At 56.4% G+C, this 19,858-nt stretch carries 17 protein-coding genes; 10 read left to right on the top strand and 7 right to left on the bottom strand.

Translation table 11 applies throughout. From position 1 onward, the window contains the following. The first annotated feature begins 16 nt into the window (after positions 1-16). Entirely contained in the window at positions 17-790 is a 774-nt protein-coding gene (locus ACT3T6_RS03020; RefSeq protein ID WP_193055311.1) for an SDR family NAD(P)-dependent oxidoreductase, read from the top strand. 68 nt (positions 791-858) lie between these two features. Here the strand turns inward: ACT3T6_RS03020 and ACT3T6_RS03025 are convergent, their stop codons facing one another. Further along, complete coding sequence (locus tag ACT3T6_RS03025) at positions 859-2,031, bottom strand: UbiH/UbiF/VisC/COQ6 family ubiquinone biosynthesis hydroxylase (protein WP_193055312.1); 1,173 nt, start codon at positions 2,029-2,031, stop codon at positions 859-861. Positions 2,032-2,186: 155 nt separating this feature from the next. On the opposite strand from ACT3T6_RS03025, the gene ACT3T6_RS03030 reads away from it, so the two are divergent. Further along, a complete protein-coding gene (locus tag ACT3T6_RS03030; RefSeq protein WP_193055426.1) occupies positions 2,187-3,089 on the top strand; it encodes an NAD-dependent protein deacetylase in 903 nt (300 codons plus the stop codon). Here the strand turns inward: ACT3T6_RS03030 and ACT3T6_RS03035 are convergent. Beyond that, positions 3,023-3,634 (bottom strand): DNA-3-methyladenine glycosylase, encoded by a 612-nt coding sequence (locus ACT3T6_RS03035; protein ID WP_193055313.1) that lies wholly within the window; start codon positions 3,632-3,634, stop codon positions 3,023-3,025. The genes ACT3T6_RS03030 and ACT3T6_RS03035 overlap by 67 nt on opposite strands. A gap of 52 nt (positions 3,635-3,686) precedes the next feature. Here ACT3T6_RS03035 and ACT3T6_RS03040 point away from each other — a divergent pair, with 52 nt between their 5' ends. The 4 genes from ACT3T6_RS03040 to ACT3T6_RS03055 all read left to right on the top strand — a co-directional run bounded on the left by ACT3T6_RS03040 (position 3,687) and on the right by ACT3T6_RS03055 (position 7,549). Continuing rightward, on the top strand, positions 3,687-5,168 hold the full coding sequence (locus ACT3T6_RS03040; RefSeq protein WP_193055314.1) for a protein adenylyltransferase SelO: 1,482 nt from the start codon (positions 3,687-3,689) through the stop codon (positions 5,166-5,168). A gap of 53 nt (positions 5,169-5,221) precedes the next feature. Further along, on the top strand, positions 5,222-6,268 hold the full coding sequence (gene dinB / locus ACT3T6_RS03045; RefSeq protein WP_193055315.1) for a DNA polymerase IV: 1,047 nt from the start codon (positions 5,222-5,224) through the stop codon (positions 6,266-6,268). 192 nt (positions 6,269-6,460) lie between these two features. After that, entirely contained in the window at positions 6,461-7,288 is an 828-nt protein-coding gene (locus ACT3T6_RS03050) for an alpha/beta fold hydrolase (protein ID WP_193055316.1), read from the top strand. Positions 7,289-7,297: 9 nt separating this feature from the next. Next, positions 7,298-7,549: a thiamine-binding protein gene (locus tag ACT3T6_RS03055; RefSeq protein ID WP_193055317.1), complete on the top strand. Its 252-nt coding sequence runs from the start codon at positions 7,298-7,300 to the stop codon at positions 7,547-7,549. Between the two features lie 59 nt (positions 7,550-7,608). On the opposite strand, the gene gabT is transcribed toward ACT3T6_RS03055, so the two are convergent. The 4 genes from gabT to csiR all read right to left on the bottom strand — a co-directional run bounded on the left by gabT (position 7,609) and on the right by csiR (position 12,232). Beyond that, entirely contained in the window at positions 7,609-8,883 is a 1,275-nt protein-coding gene (gene gabT / locus ACT3T6_RS03060) for a 4-aminobutyrate--2-oxoglutarate transaminase (protein WP_193055318.1), read from the bottom strand. Positions 8,884-8,964: 81 nt separating this feature from the next. Then, complete coding sequence (locus ACT3T6_RS03065; protein ID WP_193055319.1) at positions 8,965-10,179, bottom strand: CaiB/BaiF CoA transferase family protein; 1,215 nt, start codon at positions 10,177-10,179, stop codon at positions 8,965-8,967. Between the two features lie 39 nt (positions 10,180-10,218). After that, complete coding sequence (locus ACT3T6_RS03070) at positions 10,219-11,397, bottom strand: acyl-CoA dehydrogenase (protein WP_193055320.1); 1,179 nt, start codon at positions 11,395-11,397, stop codon at positions 10,219-10,221. 145 nt (positions 11,398-11,542) lie between these two features. Continuing rightward, the gene (gene csiR, locus ACT3T6_RS03075) at positions 11,543-12,232 is read right to left on the bottom strand and encodes a DNA-binding transcriptional regulator CsiR (RefSeq protein ID WP_193055321.1); all 690 of its coding nucleotides are present in this window, start codon (positions 12,230-12,232) and stop codon (positions 11,543-11,545) included. 118 nt (positions 12,233-12,350) lie between these two features. Here csiR and lhgO point away from each other — a divergent pair, with 118 nt between their 5' ends. The 4 genes from lhgO to ACT3T6_RS03095 all read left to right on the top strand — a co-directional run bounded on the left by lhgO (position 12,351) and on the right by ACT3T6_RS03095 (position 17,198). Further along, complete coding sequence (gene lhgO / locus ACT3T6_RS03080; RefSeq protein ID WP_193055322.1) at positions 12,351-13,547, top strand: L-2-hydroxyglutarate oxidase; 1,197 nt, start codon at positions 12,351-12,353, stop codon at positions 13,545-13,547. A gap of 120 nt (positions 13,548-13,667) precedes the next feature. Further along, positions 13,668-14,627, top strand: coding sequence for a TAXI family TRAP transporter solute-binding subunit (locus ACT3T6_RS03085; RefSeq protein WP_193055323.1), 960 nt, complete (start codon positions 13,668-13,670; stop codon positions 14,625-14,627). 29 nt (positions 14,628-14,656) lie between these two features. Further along, a complete protein-coding gene (locus ACT3T6_RS03090; protein ID WP_192526560.1) occupies positions 14,657-15,154 on the top strand; it encodes a DUF1850 domain-containing protein in 498 nt (165 codons plus the stop codon). Between the two features lie 34 nt (positions 15,155-15,188). Then, complete coding sequence (locus tag ACT3T6_RS03095; protein ID WP_193055324.1) at positions 15,189-17,198, top strand: TRAP transporter permease; 2,010 nt, start codon at positions 15,189-15,191, stop codon at positions 17,196-17,198. 103 nt (positions 17,199-17,301) lie between these two features. Here the strand turns inward: ACT3T6_RS03095 and ACT3T6_RS03100 are convergent, their stop codons facing one another. Then, a complete protein-coding gene (locus ACT3T6_RS03100) occupies positions 17,302-19,827 on the bottom strand; it encodes a penicillin-binding protein 1A (RefSeq protein ID WP_193055325.1) in 2,526 nt (841 codons plus the stop codon). Positions 19,828-19,858: the final 31 nt, after the last annotated feature.

The following is a 19,858-nucleotide window of genomic DNA, read 5'->3' on the forward strand; positions in this document are numbered from 1 at the left end:
AGAGAAGAGGTGCTTGATGGTCACTAAAAAAGTTGCCGTTGTAACCGGTGGTGCGCGGGGAATCGGGCTTGCTGCCGTAGAGATTTTTCTTGCAAAGGGTTATGACGTAGCCGTGGTGGACATGAGCTACACGGTTGCCAGCGAATTGGCCGAGACGTACAGCGGCGTATTGCCAGTCGAATGTGATGTTTCTAACCCTGATGATGTTAGCGCCATGGCTGCGGTCATCGAGCGCCAATATGGGCGTGTCGACGCGCTAGTCAATAACGCAGGAATAGCCGCTCTTCATCCGATAGAGGAGACTGGCTTTGATAGTTGGAAAAAAATCATGTCGGTGAACCTGGACGGCACCTTTCTTGTCACGCAGGCCCTGACGCCGCTGATGAAAAAGGTATCCGGAGCGATTGTTAACGTAGCTTCTATCGCGGGTTTGCGCGCCAGTACGTTAAGAACGGCTTATGGTACGTCCAAGGCGGCGGTTATTCATTTAACCAAGCAGCAGGCAATGGAGTTGGGCGAGCACGGTATAAGAGCCAACTGTGTGGCGCCTGGGCCCGTAGAGACGGAGCTATTGGCAAAACTGGTGGAAGCCGCGCCGGAAATGAAAGCAAGCTACCTTGAGACCATACCTCTTAACCGGTTTGGCCAAGAGAAAGAAATAGCCGAGGTGATTGCCTTTTTATGCTCCCCGGAGGGCGGGTATGTCACGGGGCAGACAATTGCGGTTGACGGTGGTTTTCAGTCAGCGGGAGTGGGGCTCACCGCCTTACGAAGTGCTAATAACCCGTAAGTAGCTGGCGCAAGCTCCACTCTTGGCAGCATGCGCCACTGCGTTTACCGACCGGTTATGAAATAAATCTATCCCTTCTTAAACGGATTCAACCCATTGGCCTGTTGCATCATCATGCGCTTGGCGAGTGGGAAGCGTTCGGCCAAATGCAGGCTTAGATCACCCAACTGGCGCAGCGGTTTGGCACCGGTGAACAGGTGGTGGAAGCTGTCGGTCGCGGCGATCATGGCCTGGTTTGCCACGCGGCGCTGGCACTCGAAACGGTGCAGGTTAATGTGGTCGCCCGGGTCGCGGCCTTTAATAACCATCTCGGCCAATGTATCGGCATCGTGCAGGCCAATATTTAACCCTTGGCCTGCCAGCGGATGAACCACATGGGCAGCATCGCCAATTAACGCCAAGCGCTTGCCGATATAGCGGCGGGCGTGCTGGCGTTTAATCGGGAAGCTGGCGCGAGCGACAATGCGGGTCAGTTTGCCCAGCCGCTTGGGGTACGCGTTTTCAATCGCCGCTTTAAGCGCGTCGTCATCCAGCGCTTCGCGGGCTTTGGTCGTCTCATCATGGTCGTACCATACTAACGATGCCCGATGGCCGGGTAGCGGCAGCATGGCGATGGGCCCGGTCGGCGTAAAGTATTGCCAACTCACATCCTGCTGAGGAAGCGCTGTTTCCACGTTCACAATCAGCGCCCGCTGATGGTAGTTATGGCTAGTAACCTCGATGCCCGCTAGCTGGCGTAGCGTTGAACGCGCGCCGTCGGCACCGACCACCAGGCGCGCGCTCAGCATCTTGCCGTTATCCAGTTCGACCACCCGTTTGTCGCCAGCAATCAGCGTATTGATAGGCGCGCAGTGGGTATAACAGGTAACGCTGGGCAGCTCTTTAAGGCGCTGCCAAAGGGCGTACTGAAGCGTTCGGTTTTCAATAAACAGGCCAAAATCGTCCATGCCGCTATCACTGGCAGAGAACACGCTATGCCCAGTGCCGTCCAGGTTGGAGACATCGATATGGCGGAAGGGGCAGCAGCGTTCCTGGGGCAGTTCTGTACCGCTAAGCTTAACAAACGCCAGCGAGCGGGCGTTTAACGATGAAATACGCAGGTCATAATCGCCGCTCATGGGGGTAGGCGTGGCACCTCGCTCGATCAGTCCGATAGCGTAGCCCGCGTTACCCAACCGGGCCGCCAGCGCGGCTCCCACCATACCGCCGCCAACAATAATAATATCGTGATCGCTCTGCATGAGGCGCTCCTTCAATGCATGGTCAGGCATCGCTGCTCAGTACGCTGAGACCAGGTACGTTAAGACCAGGTACGTTGCATGTGCCCATAATGTCCTACAGTATCGTCGAGATAGGGGAAACTTGCCTAGGGCATCAATTGACGCAGGCCGTGGAAATGGAAAAAAGTGTGGCCCAAGCGGGGGTTGAACTTGCTCGCTTTATCGAACAGCACCCCAGATTGTGGGTAATTACCGGCGCAGGTGTCAGTACCGATAGCGGTATTCCCGACTACCGCGATGCTAACGGACAGTGGAAACGGCCACCTCCTGTTCAGCATGGTGACTTTATGGCATCGCTCAGCGTGCGTCAGCGCTATTGGGCGCGTGCGCTGGTCGGATTCAAAGCACTCCGCGAAGCCCAAATAAGTGGCGCTCACCAGGCGTTGGCAGCGCTGGAGGCGATGGGGTTTGTAGAGCTTTTGGTAACGCAGAACGTTGACCGCCTTCATCAGCGGGCAGGTTCAAAGCGTGTCATCGACCTGCACGGCCGGGCGGATCTGGTGAAGTGCATGACTTGCCATTACCAGATGATGCGCCACGCCATGCATAGCGAAATGGCCCGCATGAACCCTGCCTTTGCGGTACTTAATGCCACCCACGCGCCGGATGGCGACGCTGACCTGGAAACCGATTTCAGTACGTTTCGCGTGCTTGATTGCCCGCGTTGCGGCGGTATTTTAAAGCCGGACGTGGTTTATTATGGCGATGTGGTGCCTGCAGAGCGTCGCCAAGCGGCGCAGGCAGGCTTGAACAAGGCGGATGCGGTGCTGGCCGTAGGCACTTCGTTAATGGTGTTTTCGGGCTACCGCTTCTGTCGTGATGCTCATTCCATGGGCTTGCCCATTGCCTCGCTGTCGCTGGGTGTTACCCGGGCAGATACGCTACTCAGCCATCAATGGCGCGCCCCATTAACGCCGGTATTAACCCATGCCGTTAAGCGGTTGACGCTGGGTCAGCGCGCTTTGGATACCCACGGGTTGCCTTCCAGCCAAAACCGCCAGGGCGCATCACGGTCATGAGGCTCGGCGTAGTCGATGCCGACACGCGGACCGCTGGCAATGGGCGTCGAGTGGCTGCCTGCACATACCCACAACTGCTCGGCGCGTGTCATATCGTGGCCGTAAAGTGCTTTATCCACGCCAAGTGCCCGGGTGAGTTTGCCGGGCCCGTTACATAATTGCCTGCCCGGTATACTGCGCCGCTCGCGCATGGCGTGTTCGTTAAGCACGGGTTCAACAGCGCGGATCAGCACTGCACAAGGCGACCCTTCAGGTTCGGTGACGATATTAAGCAGCCAGTGCATGCCATACACCAAGTACACGTAGGCGTGACCGGGCTGGCCGAACATCGCCGCCGTGCGAGGCGTTAATCCACGGTGGGCATGGCAGGCTGAGTCGTGGGCGCCGCAATAAGCTTCTGTTTCGACAATACGCGCCGCCATCTGAACGCCGTCTATGACACGCACTAACCAGCAACCTAACAGGTCGTTGGCGACGGCGACGGTATCGCGTTGATAGAAGTCGCGTGACACCGGAGGCAAAGGTAGCCCATGAAGAGATGACATTATCTCACCGCCTGCTTAAGTGAACTGCTAGGGTATTAGGAGATAACGCCCAATGATAGAGGAGGTGACTGTGCTGACGTTTGAGCATTTTTACAAAACACTACCTGAGCCGCTGTGGATGGCGTGCCAGCCCACGCCGGTAAAAGCGCCCAGCTTAATTGCCTTTAATCACTCCCTTGCTCAAACCCTAGGGGCGAGTGAGGTACCTGATAACGCCACGCTGGCGCAGTGGTTTAGCGGCAATACGCTGCCCCCGGGCGCGGACCCTATTGCGCTTGGCTATGCGGGCCACCAGTTTGGTAATTTTGTCTCTCAGTTGGGGGATGGCCGGGCACTTTTGCTGGGCGAAGTGGTAGACGAGCAGGGTCAGCGGTGGGATATACAGCTGAAGGGCAGCGGGCGAACTCCTTTTTCACGCGGCGGTGATGGCCGCTCGCCCTTGGGGCCTGTGCTGCGTGAGTACCTGGTCAGTGAATTTATGGCGGCGATTGGCGTACCCACTACGCGGGCGCTGGCAGCGGTAGCCAGCGGAGAGGTGGTTAGACGCCAACTACCTGAGCCAGGGGCTGTTTTTACCCGAGTGGCTCGCAGCCACGTGCGCGTTGGCACCTTTCAGTTTGCTGCGGTGCTGCGTAATGAACAGACCCTAAAAGCCCTGGCAGATTACGCGATTGAGCGCCACTACCCAGACGCGGCCCAGGCCGATGATCCTTACCTGGCGCTGCTGGAGGCGGTTGTTGCCCGCCAGGCCGCGCTGGTGGCGCACTGGATGAGCGTAGGTTTTATCCACGGTGTGATGAATACTGATAACACCAGCATCACCGGGGAGACCATTGATTACGGCCCCTGTGCCTTTATGGAGCAGTTTGATCCGCAAAAGGTGTTTAGCTCTATTGACGAGGCAGGCCGCTACGCCTTTGGCAATCAGCCCGCGATTGCCCAATGGAACCTGGCCCGCCTAGCGGAAACGTTACTGCCGCTAATGCAGGCGCAGGGCGATGAGGCGGTGGAGCAGGCAACGCAAGCCATTCATCGTTTTACCGATATACATGCCGATGAGCAGCGCAAGCGTCAGGCGGATAAGCTAGGGCTTTCGTCTGATAGCGAGCAAGCCAATACGCTGATGGCGTCGCTTGAAATCCAAATGGCCCAAGGCAAGATGGATATGACGGCAACCTTTGACGCGCTGACCCAGTACGCCGCCTCACCGGGTGCCCAAACCCATGATGCCGTGCTTGCGTTAACCACTCAGCCTGACGCCTTGGGCGCGTGGATAGAAGCCTGGCAGGCCGAATGTGTTGCCCATCAGGATGCAGCGCGTTGGGAAGCGATGCGGCACGCCAATCCGGTCGTTATTCCGCGTAATCACCGCGTTCAGGAGGTCATTAATGCCGCTTACGAGGGCGACTACGCACCTTTTCATACCTTGCTTGCAGCGGTGACTAAGCCCTTCGAGGATTCACCGGAAGCGCGCCGCCTAGCCGTTCCCGCCACCAGCAGCGAACAAGTATTGAGAACGTTCTGCGGAACCTGAACAGGAAAAACCTGTGATAAACTGTGTTTTTTTACAGGTGAGAAGGGTGGCCAGTGCGCAAAATTATCCACTGCGACTGTGACTGCTTTTACGCGGCGGTAGAAATGCGCGACAACCCGGCGCTCAAGGATATTCCCATTGCCATTGGGGGGAGCGTCGAGCAGCGCGGGGTGGTCGCAACCTGCAATTATCCCGCCCGCGAATACGGCATTCATTCCGCCATGCCGATGGCTCAGGCACTGAAACGCTGCCCACATTTAACGCTTATCCGTGGCGATATGGCCAAGTACAAGGAAGTGGCGCGCCAGGTCTTTGCGATTTATCGCGAGGTGACCGATTTAATCGAACCGTTGTCGTTGGACGAGGCGTTTTTGGATGTCTCCGAGGTGACGCTGCACCAAGGCAGCGCCACGCGCATGGCGCAGGCGATCCGCGAGCGGGTTCGGCGGGAGGTAGGCATCACCGTGTCGGCGGGAGTGGCGCCCAACAAGTTCCTCGCCAAAATCGCCAGCGACTGGAATAAACCGGACGGCCTGTGTGTGATTACGCCTGATGAAGTGGAGCACTTTGTTCAGGCGCTGCCGGTGAAAAAGATTCATGGAGTGGGCCCACGCACCGCTGAAAAGATGGCGCGGCTGGATATCCATACCTGCGCTGACCTGCGCGCTCGCCCACTTACTGAGCTGGTGGAACAGTTTGGCCGCTTTGGTAAACGCCTGCACGAGTTAAGCCTCGGCCATGACGAGCGGCCGGTTAAAACCCATCGTGAGCGTAAATCGGTAAGTACCGAGCAGACCTATGCCAAGGACCTGCCCACGCTTGCGGCGTGCCGCCAACAACTCCCCGTGCTGTTAGAAGATTTAGAGCGCCGCTATGCCCGCCTGGACCCACCGCCTGGGGTAAGAGGGTTAATGGTCAAGGTGAAGTTTAACGATTTTACCCAAACCACGGTGGAGCATGCCGACCCCGCGCCCAACCTTGAGCAGTTCGAAACGCTGTTGAACGTTGGTTGGGCACGCGGCGAGCGCCCGGTGCGCCTGCTGGGGGTGGGGTATCGCTTGGCAGAAGCCGCCCCGGCCGAGCAGCTCTCTCTGTTTTAGAAATCAGCGCCTACCGATATTTTGTTAGCCTGTTAAACCTTATGTCGATTGACGCTCTTTAGTCCGCACGTTAAAACGGTTGTATGAAAATACTTATATGAAAACGCTTGTATGAGAAAGATTAAATGAAAACGGTATTGCCACGTGCACTGGCGACCATAACGGCGGCGTTAAAGGCCCAAGAGTTTTTTTATGACAACAACCCCCGCACGGCCTCATTTGATGTTTGCCCATGCCAATGGGTTTCCTGGGCTAAGCTATAAAAGTCTGCTCGAACCCTTGGCCGATACCTTTGAGATCCACCCCGTGGATCGGCTAGGGCATCATCCGGACTACCCGGTGAACCACAATTGGGCCAACCTGGTGGATGAGCTATTAAGCTATCTGCCGGATACCGAAGCACCCCTGCTAGGCGTGGGGCATTCGCTGGGCGGCACGCTGATGGCCATGGCGGCCGACAAGCAGCCCGAGCGTTTTTGCGGGGTGATCCTGCTCGACCCGCCGTTGATGTTGGGAGCCGATGCCTGGGCCATGAAAGTGGCCAAGCGTTTTGGTTTTATAGATCGCATCACACCTGCAGGTAAGACCCAAGGCCGGCGCAGCGTATGGCCAAGCCGCGAGGTGATGGCTAAATCCTTGAGCCAGCGCGGCCTCTTTAGCCGCTTTACCCCGGCAGCGCTTAACGACTACATTGAAGCAGGTACCCGGCTTTTAGAGGATGGCAGCGCAGAATTGACGTTTGATCCGCGTGTCGAGGTGGAGATTTTTCGCCACTTGCCGGACCACCTTTCGCGCTTGCCGAGCCGGGTAGGCGTGCCGCTGGCGATTATTGCCGGTCAGGAGTCGGATTTGCTTACCGCAGCTCGTATCAAACGTTTGAAGCGGAAAGGCTTAACCGTGAGCGACACGCCAGGAACCCATATGTTTCCGATGGAGCACCCCGACGAAACACGGTTAGCCATTCTGGCCGCTTGGCAGCGCTTTTCGAGTGCAGCGGGTAGGCCACCACACACAGCGTAAGGAGGCGTTATGTATCTTTCTGTGCAGCTTAGTTACTACCCGCTGGGCAATGATGTTAAACCGCTGGTAAAAGACGTGGTCAAGCGCCTTGAGGCGACGGGGCTAGAGGTGTATCCCAACCGCATGAGCACTCAGATATTTGGTGAGTTCGATGCGGTGATGGCAGCCTTGAGCGATGTGATGAAATGGTCGTTTGAGACCTACGGCAAAGCGGTATTTACGGCCAATTTCCTGGAGGGCGATCGACGACCCCGTGATTGATTTGGCGACGAAACGCCGCTCAATTTGAGCGGCGCGTTTGTTTTCGACACGTGGTCGCTCTAAACCAGCGATTCCAGGCATGACTCGATAATATCCAGCCCTTCGTTCAAAACGTCGTCTTCGATGGTAATGGGCATTAAAAAGCGGATGGTGTTGCCGTACATCCCGCAGGAAAGCAGAATCAAACCCTCTTCGCGGGCCTTCTTGCATAATGCGCTGGCAAGCTCTGCATTGGGTGCTCGGGTAGTTTTATCAGCGACGAGTTCAAAGGCGGCCATAGCGCCCATGTGACGAACATTAGCGACGCTTTCGTAACGTGCCTGCCACTGATTAAAATGCTTGGCCAGCTTATCGCCGAGGGCTTGGCTTTTCTCCAGGATGTTCTCTTTCTCAAACACTTCCATAACGGCAAGTGCGGCAGCGCAGGCGGTTGGGCTGCCTGTGTAGGTACCACCCAATGAGTTGGGGCCTGAGGCGTCCATTATTGTATCGGTACCTACCACGGCTGAAACCGGCATGCCGTCGGCCATGCTTTTGGCCATGGTCATGATGTCGGGCTCAACACCGCTGTGCTCAATGGCGAACATCTTGCCTGTGCGCCCGAAGCCAGACTGCACCTCGTCAATAATCATCAGAATGCCGTGCTCATCACAGATGTCGCGGATCTTTTTGAGGAACGAGGCCGGTGCCGGGTAAAAGCCGCCTTCGCCAAGCACGGGCTCCAGGATGATGGCGGCGGTATTGGACGGGCCCGCGTCGGTTTTAAGCGCCATCATCAGGCCGCGAAGGGCTTCATCTTCACTAACACCGTGATAATCGACCGGGTAGGGCGCCCGAAATACGGTGCCTGGCATGGGGCCAAAGTCGGTTTGATAGGGCGCTACTTTGCCGTTCATCGCCATGGTGAAGAAGGTGCGGCCGTGGTAGCCGCCATCAAAGCAGATGACGTTAGCGCGTCCGGTCGCTGCGCGGGCAATCTTGACGGCATTTTCCAGCGCTTCGGCGCCGGAGTTGGCCAGCATTACCTTGGCATGGCCACGAACCGGTACCAGGTGGCTAAGTTTTTCGGCTACACGAACGTAGCCTTCATAGGGCATGACCGTTTGGCAGGTATGCACTACCTTGTCGAGCTGTGCCTTCACCGCGGCAACCACTTTAGGGTGGCGGTGGCCGATGTTCAGGACGCCGATTCCGCCAGCAAAATCGATAAATCGGTTGCCATCAGCATCCCACACTTCAGCGTTTTCGGCATGGTCGGCAAACGCTGTGGCAGGGCTCGCTGCGCCGTTGGCAACGTATTTCCGCTTTAGTTCGTTTAGCTCAGCATTGCTCATGGCTCAACTCCTATCTAATAAGGGATAGGCTTTCAGCATAGTGCGTAATTAATAGGCGTAAACACCGTATACGCCGAGCAATCAAATAATACCTGCCTCACGCAGTGCCTGTTGTTGGGCCGGGCTAATGCCGATGTCTTTTAACACACGTTCAGTATGCTCACCCAAGCCTGGCGGTGCTGTGCTGGCGCTCATGGAGTGACCATTGACGCGAATAGGGTTAGCCACCAGGTCCACCTGGCCCGACTGTGAGTGGGGCAGGGTCTGTTTTAAGCCGCGCGCTTTTACATGCGGGTCATCAAATACGCGGTCCAGCGTATTGATGGGGCCGCTGGGCACGCCTGCTGCTTCAAAGGCGGTTAGCCATGTATCCATGGTTCGCTGAGCAAGGGCCGCTTCGAGTAGGGGAACGAGTGTTTCACGGTGGTTAACTCGGGCACCGTTGGTGGCGAAACGCTCATCGAGCGGCAGATCGCTTAGCGAGAGCACCTCACAAAAGCGCGCAAACTGTGCGTCATTGCCTACGGCCACAATGATGTGTCCATCCGCGGTCGCAAACGCTTGATAGGGCACGATGTTAGGGTGCGCATTGCCCAAGCGTTGAGGCACGTTGCCGGAGGTTAAGTAGTTAAGCGCTTGGTTGGCCAGCACGCCTACCTGGACATCCATCAGCGCCATATCAATATGGCAGCCGACGCCGCTGTCACGGCGTTGATAAAGCGCTGCCAGCACAGCGTTGGCGGCGTACAGGCCAGTAAAAATATCGGTAAACGCCACGCCGCTCTTCACCGGGCCGCCACCGAGTTCACTGTCGGGTTTGCCGGTCAAACTCATGATGCCGCCCATGGCTTGAATCATAAAGTCGTAGCCTGCGCGGTGGGCGTAGGGGCTTTGCTGGCCAAAACCGGTAATTGAGCAGTAGATCAGCGCCGGGTTAAGTTCTTTTAGGCTGGCGTAATCCAGGCCGTATTTCTTCAGGCCGCCGACTTTAAAGTTCTCAAGCAGCACATCTGACTGAGCGACGAGCTGCTTGATCAGCGCCTGACCCTCTGGCCTGGCCATATCAATCGTTACCGAGCGTTTTCCCCGGTTGGCGCACAGGTAATAGGCTGATTCTGCGGTGTCTTCAAGCCAGGGAGGCCCCCAGTGGCGCGTGTCGTCACCGCTGCCTGGGCGCTCGACCTTCACTACATCGGCCCCCAAGTCCGCGAGCATTTGGCCACACCAGGGCCCGGCCAGTACGCGAGAAATATCGAGTACCTTAATGCCCGCCAGCGGTTTGGTTACGTTGCTCATGATGATTCCTGTGGCCTGTTGTGGTTTGTGCGCGGCAGCTTAGAAAAATGCCTGAATGCCGGTTTGAGAGCGGCCAAGAATCAATGCGTGAACATCGTGGGTACCTTCATAGGTATTCACCGACTCCAGGTTCACCATATGGCGAATTACCCCATACTCGTCGGAAACGCCGTTACCGCCGTGCATATCTCGCGACATGCGCGCAATATCCAGCGCCTTGCCGCAGTTGTTGCGTTTGATCAGCGAAATCATTTCCGGCGCCCAGTTGCCGCTATCCATCAGGCGACCCACCTGAAGCGCGGACTGAAGGCCCAGAGTGATTTCCGTTTGCATATCGGCCAGCTTTTTCTGGATCAACTGGTTAGCCGCCAGCGGGCGATTAAACTGCTTGCGGTCCAGGGTGTACTGGCGGGCGGCATGCCAGCAGAATTCAGCGGTGCCCATTACACCCCATGCAATGCCATAACGCGCTTTGTTCAAACAGCCAAAAGGCCCTTTAAGGCCGCTGACGTTAGGCAGCAGGTTCTCTTCAGGGACAAAGGCGCCATCCAGTACGATTTCACCGGTAATCGAGGCGCGAAGTGACACCTTGCCTTCAATTTTGGGGGTGGAGAAGCCTTCTGTGCCACGTTCAACGATAAAGCCCTTGATCTGGTTGTCGTGGGCCGCCGACTTGGCCCATACCACGGCAATATCGGCAATCGGGCTGTTGGTAATCCACATTTTGGCGCCGGTTAACCGATAGCCGCCGTCGACTTTTTCCGCGCGGGTAATCATCCCGCCTGGATCAGAGCCGTGGTCGGGTTCGGTAAGGCCAAAACAGCCGACCATTTCACCGCTGGCAAGCCTGGGCAGGTACTTTTGTTTTTGCTCTTTTGAGCCATACGCTTCAATGGGATACATCACCAGCGACGACTGTACGCTCATGGCCGAACGGTAGCCGGAATCGACACGCTCCACTTCTCGGGCTATCAAGCCGTACGCAACGTGGTTAACGCCTGCGCCGCCGTACTCCGGGGAAACGGTCGCGCCCAGCAGGCCCAGTTCTCCCATCTCCGTCATGATCTCGCGGTCAAAGCGCTCTTCACGAAATGCACTTAATACACGGGGCTGTAGGTTGTTTTGGCAGTAGTCGTGGGCGGCATCACGAATCTGGCGCTCTTCCTCGGTGAGCTGGTGCTCCAGCAATAGCGGGTCGTCCCAATTGAAATGTGTCATTACGTAGTCTCCTGAGGATTCTTGAGGGAAGCAGGTTCGCGTCGACACATCCAGGCGCCCACGCCGATCCAGCGATCTACTTTGAAAGCTATTCCAATTTATCGCCGTTATTTAAAAATATCTACATTTTTTTGAAATGAAGAATTTATTGGATGCCGCGAGCCTTAAGCACTTGCGTAATGATGGGGACTGGCGTCATCAAGTGGTCGCGCATTAACGTGTCAGCCTGCTCAGCATTGCGGGCCAAAATAACCTCAACAAGGGCAGCGTGCTCTTGGCGCTTTTGCGCTAGTGCGGTGGGTGACATAACGGTTTCCTGTAGCCACAAGTGGCGGTAACGTTCCACCTGATCAAACAGAGTGTGGCGCATTTGCAGCAGGTGAGGGGAGTTGCAGCCGCTGGCAATCGCGGTATGGAACTCCTTGTGACGTGTATCCCAGCCATCAAGTAGTTCATCGGGCGAGCTGATATCGGTTACCCTGGAAAGCCGGTGTGCCGTGGCTACCACCGAGGCTTCCCACTCATCGTCGCCCCGCTCGATGGCCAGGCGCAAAATAAGCCCTTCCAGCTGGGCACGTGCGTCATAAATATCATTAAGCTCAGCAAGTGACATGGGCGCTACGCGGTATCCCCGCTGGCTAATAGCCACGACCAGGCGGTCGGCTACCAGTTGCGAAAGCGCCTCCCGTAGCGGCCCGGTGCTAACGCCGTAATGCTCCTTTAAGCGGCTCATAAGGAGCTTCTCTTCAGGCGCATAGCGGCCTCGGATAATGTCGTGCTTGAGCGTGCGGTAAGCGTTAATCGCTAAATTTTGACGTGGCGCATCTGGCTCCATGGCAATCTCCATTGCTATAACGTCGGCTCGCTGGTGAAAGGGTGGCAAACCGGCGAAGATATAAGAATAGCGGCTATTATTACTAAAAATTAACACTTTGGCATAAGAGGCGTGATTGATGTGGGATTTCATCATTATTGGCGGCGGAATCCTTGGGATGTCTACCGCAATGCAACTGCAGCAGACCTACCCTGATAAGCGTCTGCTGGTGCTTGAAAAAGAGCACGGCCCCGCTCAGCACCAATCCGGCCATAACAGCGGTGTTATTCATGCCGGGGTGTACTACACACCGGGCAGTTTGAAGGCGCGGTTTTGTCTTGAGGGCAACCGAGCAACGCGGGCGTTTTGTGATCAGCATGGGGTCGATTACGTCATTTGCGGCAAGCTGCTGGTAGCCACCGATGCCCTTGAAATCCAGCGCATGCAAGCGCTTTGGGAACGTACTGCGGCCAATGGTCTGGAGCGTGAGTGGCTTAGCGCGGAGGCGCTTAAAGAGCGTGAGCCGAATATCCGTGGCGAGGCCGCTATTTACGTCCCTTCAAGCGGCATTGTCGACTATGCCCAGGTGACTCGCGCCATGGCCGCTGAATTTGAGCGCCTTGGCGGGAAAATTCGCTATGGCGTTGAGGTGAAAGGGTTGGAAGAGCGCCGTGCCGAGGTGGTGGTCTCCACCTCCAACGATACGTTGAGCAGCCGCTACCTGGTGACCTGTGCCGGGTTAATGGCTGACCGGGTGATCCGCATGCTGGGTCAGAAACCAGGCTTTACCATCTGCCCGTTCCGGGGGGAGTACTATTTACTGCCCGAGCAGCATAATCATATCGTTAACCACTTGATTTACCCTATTCCAGACCCGGGCATGCCGTTTTTGGGCGTGCATTTAACCCGAATGATCGATGGCCGGGTAACGGTTGGCCCCAACGCGGTACTAGCGTTAAAGCGTGAAGGCTATCGAAAACAGGATATGTCGCTACGCGATATAGCTCAGATGTTGTCCCATCCCGGTATTTTAAAGGTATTGGGCAAGCACCTTAAGCCAGGAATCGGGGAGATGAAAAACTCGTTCTATAAGCGTGGCTACCTGGAGCTGGTCCGCAAATATTGCCCTGATATCACTATTGATGACCTTCAACCTTACCCCGCAGGCGTTCGCGCCCAGGCCGTATCCCGTGACGGTAAGTTGGTCGATGACTTTTTATTCGTCAATACACGGCGGACGGTGAACGTAGGCAATGCTCCTTCGCCAGCGGCAACGTCAGCGCTTCCTATTGGGGCGCATATTACTCAGCAGGTCGTGGCACTATTGTCCCATTAACATCAACGCAACAGCCGTGCTAACGTCACGTGGCCGCCGCTGCGAATGCAGCGGCAAGCACAATAAATATTCTGATCGTCACGCATACTTATAAGTCCAAGCCGGACGGAGGCAACTCGCATGCAAACACTAAAATATGCAGCCGCAGCATCCCTGCTCGCCATAGCACTGCCCGCCAGCGCCCAACAGCTTTCTATCGCCACTGGCGGTACCGGGGGCGTTTACTACCCTATTGGCGGCGGCCTGGCTGAAATGATCAATAACCATATTGAAGGTGCTCAAGCGACGGCGGAAGTGACCGGCGCCTCGGTTGAAAATATGGGGCTCATCATGCGCGGCGACGCCGATCTTGCCACCGCACTGGCCGACACGGTGTACCAAGCCTATACCGGCACCGACGATTTTGAAGGGCGTCAGGTGGAAAACACTCGGGCGCTGGCATCCCTCTACCCCAATGCGGTGCAGTTGGTGACGCTTGCCGAATCCGATATTCAAAGCATCAATGACCTGGCGGGCAAGCGAGTTTCGGTTGGCGCACCGGGTAGCGGCACCGAGCTTAACGCCCGCGCCGTACTGGAATCCAACGGCATTAGCTACGAAGACTTTACTCCCCAGCGGCTCAATTTCAACGAAACGGCCGATGCCATCCGCGATGGCGATATTGATGCTGGTTTCTGGAGTGTTGGCCCGCCCACCAGCTCCATTCTTAACCTGGCCGCCACGCGCGACATTCGCTTGATCAGCCTGTCCGATGAAGAAATTGCCAACGCGCAGGAAGAGGAAGCGGTGTTTGCTCCCTATGAGCTTGCCGCTGGCATGTACGACGGCATGGACGAAGCCGTTCAAACCATCGGCATCCCCAATGTCCTGGTGGTTAACGCCGAGATGGATGAAGAGCTTGCCTACCAACTGACCCAACTGCTGTTTGAGCACACCGATGAGCTGATTGCCGTCCACCCCGCCGCCAACGACACCACGATTGAGTTCACCATGAATTCAACGCCGGTGCCGCTGCACCCGGGCGCAATTCGCTACTTTGAGGAAATGGATGTCGAAATTCCGGACCGTTTGCGTCCGTAACGACGCCTTCATCTAACGGAGCATTCGTCATGCAGTGGCAACAAAAACTGATGGCGCTCCTGTTGGTCTGCTTACCGTTTGCCGAGGCTGGGGCTTCCCCCGCCTCGGCGTCTGCGTACCTTACGGTTACCACTGAAGATGGCGAAACGCTGTTGGAGGCGGCCGCTCCTGAAGGCGTGCGCTGGTGCATTCAGTGGCAGCATTCGGTCGAACACTTCACGGTGCTGGATTGCTATCGCAACGCCAGCGGTGTCATGCAGCTTGAGCGCAGCCACCAGCCCGACTTTGCCGCAGGACTTGGGCATATTGTTGGCCGAGGTGAGCAAGTGTCTGATGGCCAGGGCGGTTATTGGATCAATGCGATTAATGAGCCTGTCATCAATAACCGGTATGTACTTCGAGTCGGTGCTAATGCGGTCAACCATCAAGTGGTATGGCCCGATGGCGAGCACCCTGACATTAGCCTGAGCGAGCAAGCGGCAGGGCAGCGAGTCATCATCCAACTGGGTGAGCCAGAGCGCTTCTAAAAGAAACAAGCGAGACAACACTTCCGAGGACTTCATGAACGAATCCACTCCACCGCCGGTATTAATGCCGGGCGGTAATGCGATTCAACCCCGCCTGGTGCTGCGGTGTATCACCATTGTGGCTGTCGGGCTTTCCCTGTTTCAGCTCTACTCCGCCGGTATTCAGCCGTTGGGGCTGTTTTACCAGCGCGGTATCCACTTGGCGCTGATTATGCTGTTAGCGTTTTTAATGTTCCCGGTTTTTGGGCCGAACCGTAAGCGAGGTGTACTTGGCTGGGGAATTGATCTTGTCTTTTTAGCGGGCGCGCTGATTACCGGCGGCTATCTTGTGCTGTTTTTAGACGAGATTATCAATCGTGCGGGTTTCTGGAGTGAAACCGATATTCTGGTGGCCTGCATTGCAACGGTCACGGTACTGGAAGCCAGCCGCCGTGCCGTGGGCTTCGGGATGACGATTATTGGCGTGCTGGCCATCATATACGCCTTTGCCGGGCCACGCGGTGAGCTGCCTTGGCTTGGCGAGTGGCTGCCCGGTATTTTAAATCATCGTGGCTATTCTCTGGACCGAGTAGCAGGCCAGCTGTACTTGGGCCAGGAAGGTATCTTTGGTTTGCCGTTAGGGGTTGCCGCGACCTACATCTTTATCTTTGTGCTGTTTGGGGCGTTTTTAGAGAGCACCGGGGCGGGAAAATTCTTTATCGATATGGCCTACGCTGCAACGGGCCGCCAGCGCGGTGGTCCGGCGAAGGCGGCTGTGCTGGCGTCGGCGGGCATGGGGTCTATCTCGGGTAGCGCGATTGCCAACGTGGTCACCACGGGCGCGTTTACTATCCCGCTGATGAAAAAACTGGGCTATCAGCCCAGGCAGGCGGGAGGAATTGAAGCCGCTGCCTCCACCGGTGGGCAAATTATGCCGCCGCTGATGGGCGCAGGCGCCTTTTTGATAGCCGAGTACACCAATACGCCGTACCTGGATATTGTCAAAGTCAGTATTTTACCGGCGATCATGTACTTCGCGACGGTGTATCTGTTTGTACATATTATTGCCCTTAAACAGGGAATGCAGGGCATGCCGAGAAGCGAGCTGCCGAAAATGCGCCAGGTCATGAAGGATGGCTGGCATTTTCTGCTGCCGCTGGCCGTGCTGGTGTGGCTTCTGGTAATGAATCTTTCGCCTATGCGGGTCGGCTACTACGCGGTGATTACCATGATTGCCGTGGCGGTTTTACGTTACGCGTTATGGTACTTCTTTGTCGCGCCTGGCCAGGGTCAGCCAGTGACAGTCAGGCGGACCCAAGAGGTGGCTTGGATCGGTCTGGTGAAACTGGTGCAGGGCCTTGAGCTGGGCGCACGCAATGCCGTGGCGGTTTCCATGGCGTGTGCGGTGGCAGGCATTATCGTGGGTGTGGTTGGATTAACCGGCCTTGGGCTTAAGTTCTCCTCCATGATGCTCGCTTTCTCGGGCGGCAATCTGGTGCTTGCCTTGGTCATGGTGTTGTTGGCAAGTCTGATTCTGGGTATGGGCCTGCCGGTCACTGCAAGCTATATCGTGCTGATTGTTCTGGTGGGCCCGGCGCTTACGGCGGAGTTTGGCGTGCCGCTACTGGTGGCTCACCTGGTAGTATTCTGGTACTCCCAGGACTCTAACGTGACGCCGCCCATCGCCTTGGCAGGGTTTGCCGGGGCTGCAATCGCGGGCAGTAAACCGATGGAAACCGGCTTTCAGGCGTGGAAGTTTGCCAAGGGGCTTTATCTCATTCCGCTGTTTATGGTGTTCAATCCGGAGATTATTGTCGGCGGCCCGGTGCCGGTGGTGGTCTGGAATGCCGTCATTGCGATTTTTGCGTTGTGCGCCTTTGCCGCCGCCCTTGAAGGGTACTTGTTTACCCGTATGGGCTGGGTGCCGCGTCTTGCCATTGGCGCCGCTATTGTGGGGGTTTTCTACCCCAGCTTGATCACCGAGATTGCCGGTGTTGCCGTCATGATCGTTGCGATTGGCACAAACTGGCGAGCCAGTAAGCATGAAGCGCCGAGTGTTGCATAGCGCTTAAAACGATGGCGAAAGCTGGATGTAAAAAAGCCCGGAGACCATTAGGTTTCCGGGCTTTTGCGTTTCTTGAGTTAGCGGTTACTGGCTTCAGGCTTACTTAGAAGATGGATTCCGCTGTGCCCGAGCCTTGTGAGCCGCTGGCCTCTTCCAGCTCGCGGCTAATCCCGCGCGGCTGGTAGGCGGGCAAGTGGTCGCGGTGGAAGAACTCGCTGATGCCTCCCGGCTGATTGTCATGTAAGCGTCGGCCTGAGTTAGGGTCTACCCGCGCAGTCACCACCGTATCAGGACGCTCAGGCACGGCAGAGGGTGTGCCTTCAAGCGCCTTGCCCATAAAGGCGTTCCAAATAGGCAGTGCAGCGTTGGCGCCATACTCGGCAATGGTTTCGTTGCTGTCTTTGCCCACCCAAACGGTTGTCACCAGGTCGGTGTTAAAGCCTGCAAACCATGCGTCACGCTGGCTGTTGGTGGTGCCGGTTTTACCGACGATATCTTCACGGTTAAGGCTCAGTGCCCCACGGCCAGTACCCGAGGTAATAACATCACGCAGCATATCGCGCAGAATGTAGGTGGCCGCTGCGTTGGCAACGCGTTTGGCAACCGGGTATTCACGGCCATCAATCTCAACGGTTTCCTGACCCTCTGCACAGCTGGGGCAAGCCACCTGGGGTGTCGCTTCATCAATGAGCTCATGATCATCATTGCGAGTTACACGTTCAATAAACCACGGCGCCACTTGAAAGCCGCCATTGGCAATCACGGAGTAGGCGTTGGTCATTTCCATGGGCGTTAGGCTTGCGCTGCCCAAGGCCAAAGAGAGGCCATGAGGCAGGCGGCCTGGCGCGAAGCCAAAACCTTCCAGATAGTTGATCGTATGATCAAGCCCCATCGCCTGTAGAACGCGAATAGTGACCAGGTTGCGCGAACGAGCAAGCGCCGGGCGTAAGCGCATTGGTCCTGCGAAGTCGCGGCTGGAGTTAACAGGGCGCCAGAGCGAGTTACTGCCATCGTCCAGTACAACAGGCGCGTCATTGATCACGGTGGAAGCGTTCATTTCGCCATCTTCAAGTGCCGCAAGGTAAATGAAGGGCTTGAAAATAGAACCCGACTGGCGCTGTGCCTGAACCGCGCGATTAAACTTGCTGGCGTTAAAATCAAACCCGCCCTGCAAGGCGAGAATAGCGCCGGTACGTGGGTCTTGAGCAACGAGCGAGCCTTCTGCATCTGGCCGCTGAGAAAGGCGTACGGTGCCATCCTGAGTTTCGAGAATGCGAACCAGGTCACCGCGTACGGCAATCTGGTCGGCAGAGCTTGGCTCAGCACCACGACTGCGCGGGCTGTTATAGGTACGTGCCCAGCTTAGGCCGTCCCAGTTAATGGTTTTCAGCTCGCCACCACGGGTAAGTACCTGCATTTCACGACCACCGCTTTCCACGACGATGGCGGGTTTTAGCAGACCATAGTTGGGGGTGCGCTCAAGCACCTGCAGCCAGTTACTGACATCACCTTCAACGCCGGCGATTTCCGTTTGGCTACGCTCGGCGGCCTGGCGGGCTGTCTGACGAATTTCAGGCGACTCGGCAAGCTCTTCTTCCAGCCCCTGGGTTGCTGTACGCTCTTGGGCTTCAACGAGACTGGGAGCTATATCGTGCTGTTCAGCGCCCCGCCAGCCGTGGCGTAAATCATACTCAAGCAGGCCATTGGCCAAGGCCTCGCGGGCAAACGGCTGAAGCTCACTGTCCAGCGTCGTATAAATGCGGTAGCCGCCGGTGTACGCCGCATCGCCAAAGCGCTCAATCGCATATTGACGCGCCATTTCTGCCACGTAAGAAGCATCTACTTCGGTTTGGGTGAAGTGACGACGTGCAGTAACCGGCTCCTGTACGGCAGCCTGATAAGTGGTGTCATCAATAAAACCCAGCTCGCGCATACGGAACAGAATCCAGTTGCGACGAATCAGTGAGCGCTCGGAGTTGGCCAGCGGGTTAAACGCGGAAGGCGCTTTAGGCAACCCGGCAATCATGGCCGTTTCTGCAAGCGTCAGTTCGGAAAGCGGCTTGTCGTAATAGGTATCGGCAGCGGCTGCAATGCCATATGCTCGATTTCCTAAGAAAATTTTGTTAACGTAAAGTTCGAATATCTCATGCTTGCTGAGCAGTTTTTCCATCTGCAGAGCCAGCAGAATTTCACGCAGCTTACGAGTAAAGGTTTGGTCAAGCGTCAGCATATAGTTACGCGCGACCTGCATAGTGATGGTGGAGCCGCCTGATTGAATGGCACCACTTCGGGCAAGCTCAACGGCCGCCCTTGCGAGTCCTCGAGGATCAACCCCCGAGTGCTCAAAGTAATTGGTGTCCTCGGCGGCCACCAGAGCGTTGACCATGTTCTGAGGTATTTCGTCGAAATCAACGACGATGCGCCGTTCCTCACCAAACTCACCGATTAACTTACCGTCATTGGTGAAAATTCGTAGAGGTGAGTGAAGCTCGAAGTCTTGCAACTGACGAACATCAGGTAAGCCAGGCGAAAAATAGATAGCCGCGCCCACCATGGCTAACGCGGCGGCCCCGACTAACGACACGATAAGAAAGAACAGCGACAGAATGAGGGTTCGCAAAAACGTCATGAACAGAGGGCACCCATGAAAAGGAGAATAG

It is taken from the genome of Halomonas sp. 72 (assembly GCF_052379785.1).
GTDB lineage: Bacteria > Pseudomonadota > Gammaproteobacteria > Pseudomonadales > Halomonadaceae > Vreelandella > Vreelandella citrativorans.

Bases quoted from the DNA above. Each gene is read 5' to 3' on its own strand.
- ACT3T6_RS03020 (WP_193055311.1), top strand. From the start codon at position 17: ATGGTCACTAAAAAAGTTGCCGTTGTAACCGGTGGTGCGCGGGGAATC.
- ACT3T6_RS03025 (WP_193055312.1), bottom strand. From the start codon at position 2,031: ATGCAGAGCGATCACGATATTATTATTGTTGGCGGCGGTATGGTGGGA.
- ACT3T6_RS03030 (WP_193055426.1), top strand. From the start codon at position 2,187: ATGGAAAAAAGTGTGGCCCAAGCGGGGGTTGAACTTGCTCGCTTTATC.
- ACT3T6_RS03035 (WP_193055313.1), bottom strand. From the start codon at position 3,634: ATGTCATCTCTTCATGGGCTACCTTTGCCTCCGGTGTCACGCGACTTC.
- ACT3T6_RS03040 (WP_193055314.1), top strand. From the start codon at position 3,687: ATGATAGAGGAGGTGACTGTGCTGACGTTTGAGCATTTTTACAAAACA.
- ACT3T6_RS03050 (WP_193055316.1), top strand. From the start codon at position 6,461: ATGACAACAACCCCCGCACGGCCTCATTTGATGTTTGCCCATGCCAAT.
- ACT3T6_RS03055 (WP_193055317.1), top strand. From the start codon at position 7,298: ATGTATCTTTCTGTGCAGCTTAGTTACTACCCGCTGGGCAATGATGTT.
- gabT (WP_193055318.1), bottom strand. From the start codon at position 8,883: ATGAGCAATGCTGAGCTAAACGAACTAAAGCGGAAATACGTTGCCAAC.
- ACT3T6_RS03065 (WP_193055319.1), bottom strand. From the start codon at position 10,179: ATGAGCAACGTAACCAAACCGCTGGCGGGCATTAAGGTACTCGATATT.
- ACT3T6_RS03070 (WP_193055320.1), bottom strand. From the start codon at position 11,397: ATGACACATTTCAATTGGGACGACCCGCTATTGCTGGAGCACCAGCTC.
- csiR (WP_193055321.1), bottom strand. From the start codon at position 12,232: ATGGAGCCAGATGCGCCACGTCAAAATTTAGCGATTAACGCTTACCGC.
- lhgO (WP_193055322.1), top strand. From the start codon at position 12,351: ATGTGGGATTTCATCATTATTGGCGGCGGAATCCTTGGGATGTCTACC.
- ACT3T6_RS03085 (WP_193055323.1), top strand. From the start codon at position 13,668: ATGCAAACACTAAAATATGCAGCCGCAGCATCCCTGCTCGCCATAGCA.
- ACT3T6_RS03090 (WP_192526560.1), top strand. From the start codon at position 14,657: ATGCAGTGGCAACAAAAACTGATGGCGCTCCTGTTGGTCTGCTTACCG.
- ACT3T6_RS03095 (WP_193055324.1), top strand. From the start codon at position 15,189: ATGAACGAATCCACTCCACCGCCGGTATTAATGCCGGGCGGTAATGCG.
- ACT3T6_RS03100 (WP_193055325.1), bottom strand. From the start codon at position 19,827: ATGACGTTTTTGCGAACCCTCATTCTGTCGCTGTTCTTTCTTATCGTG.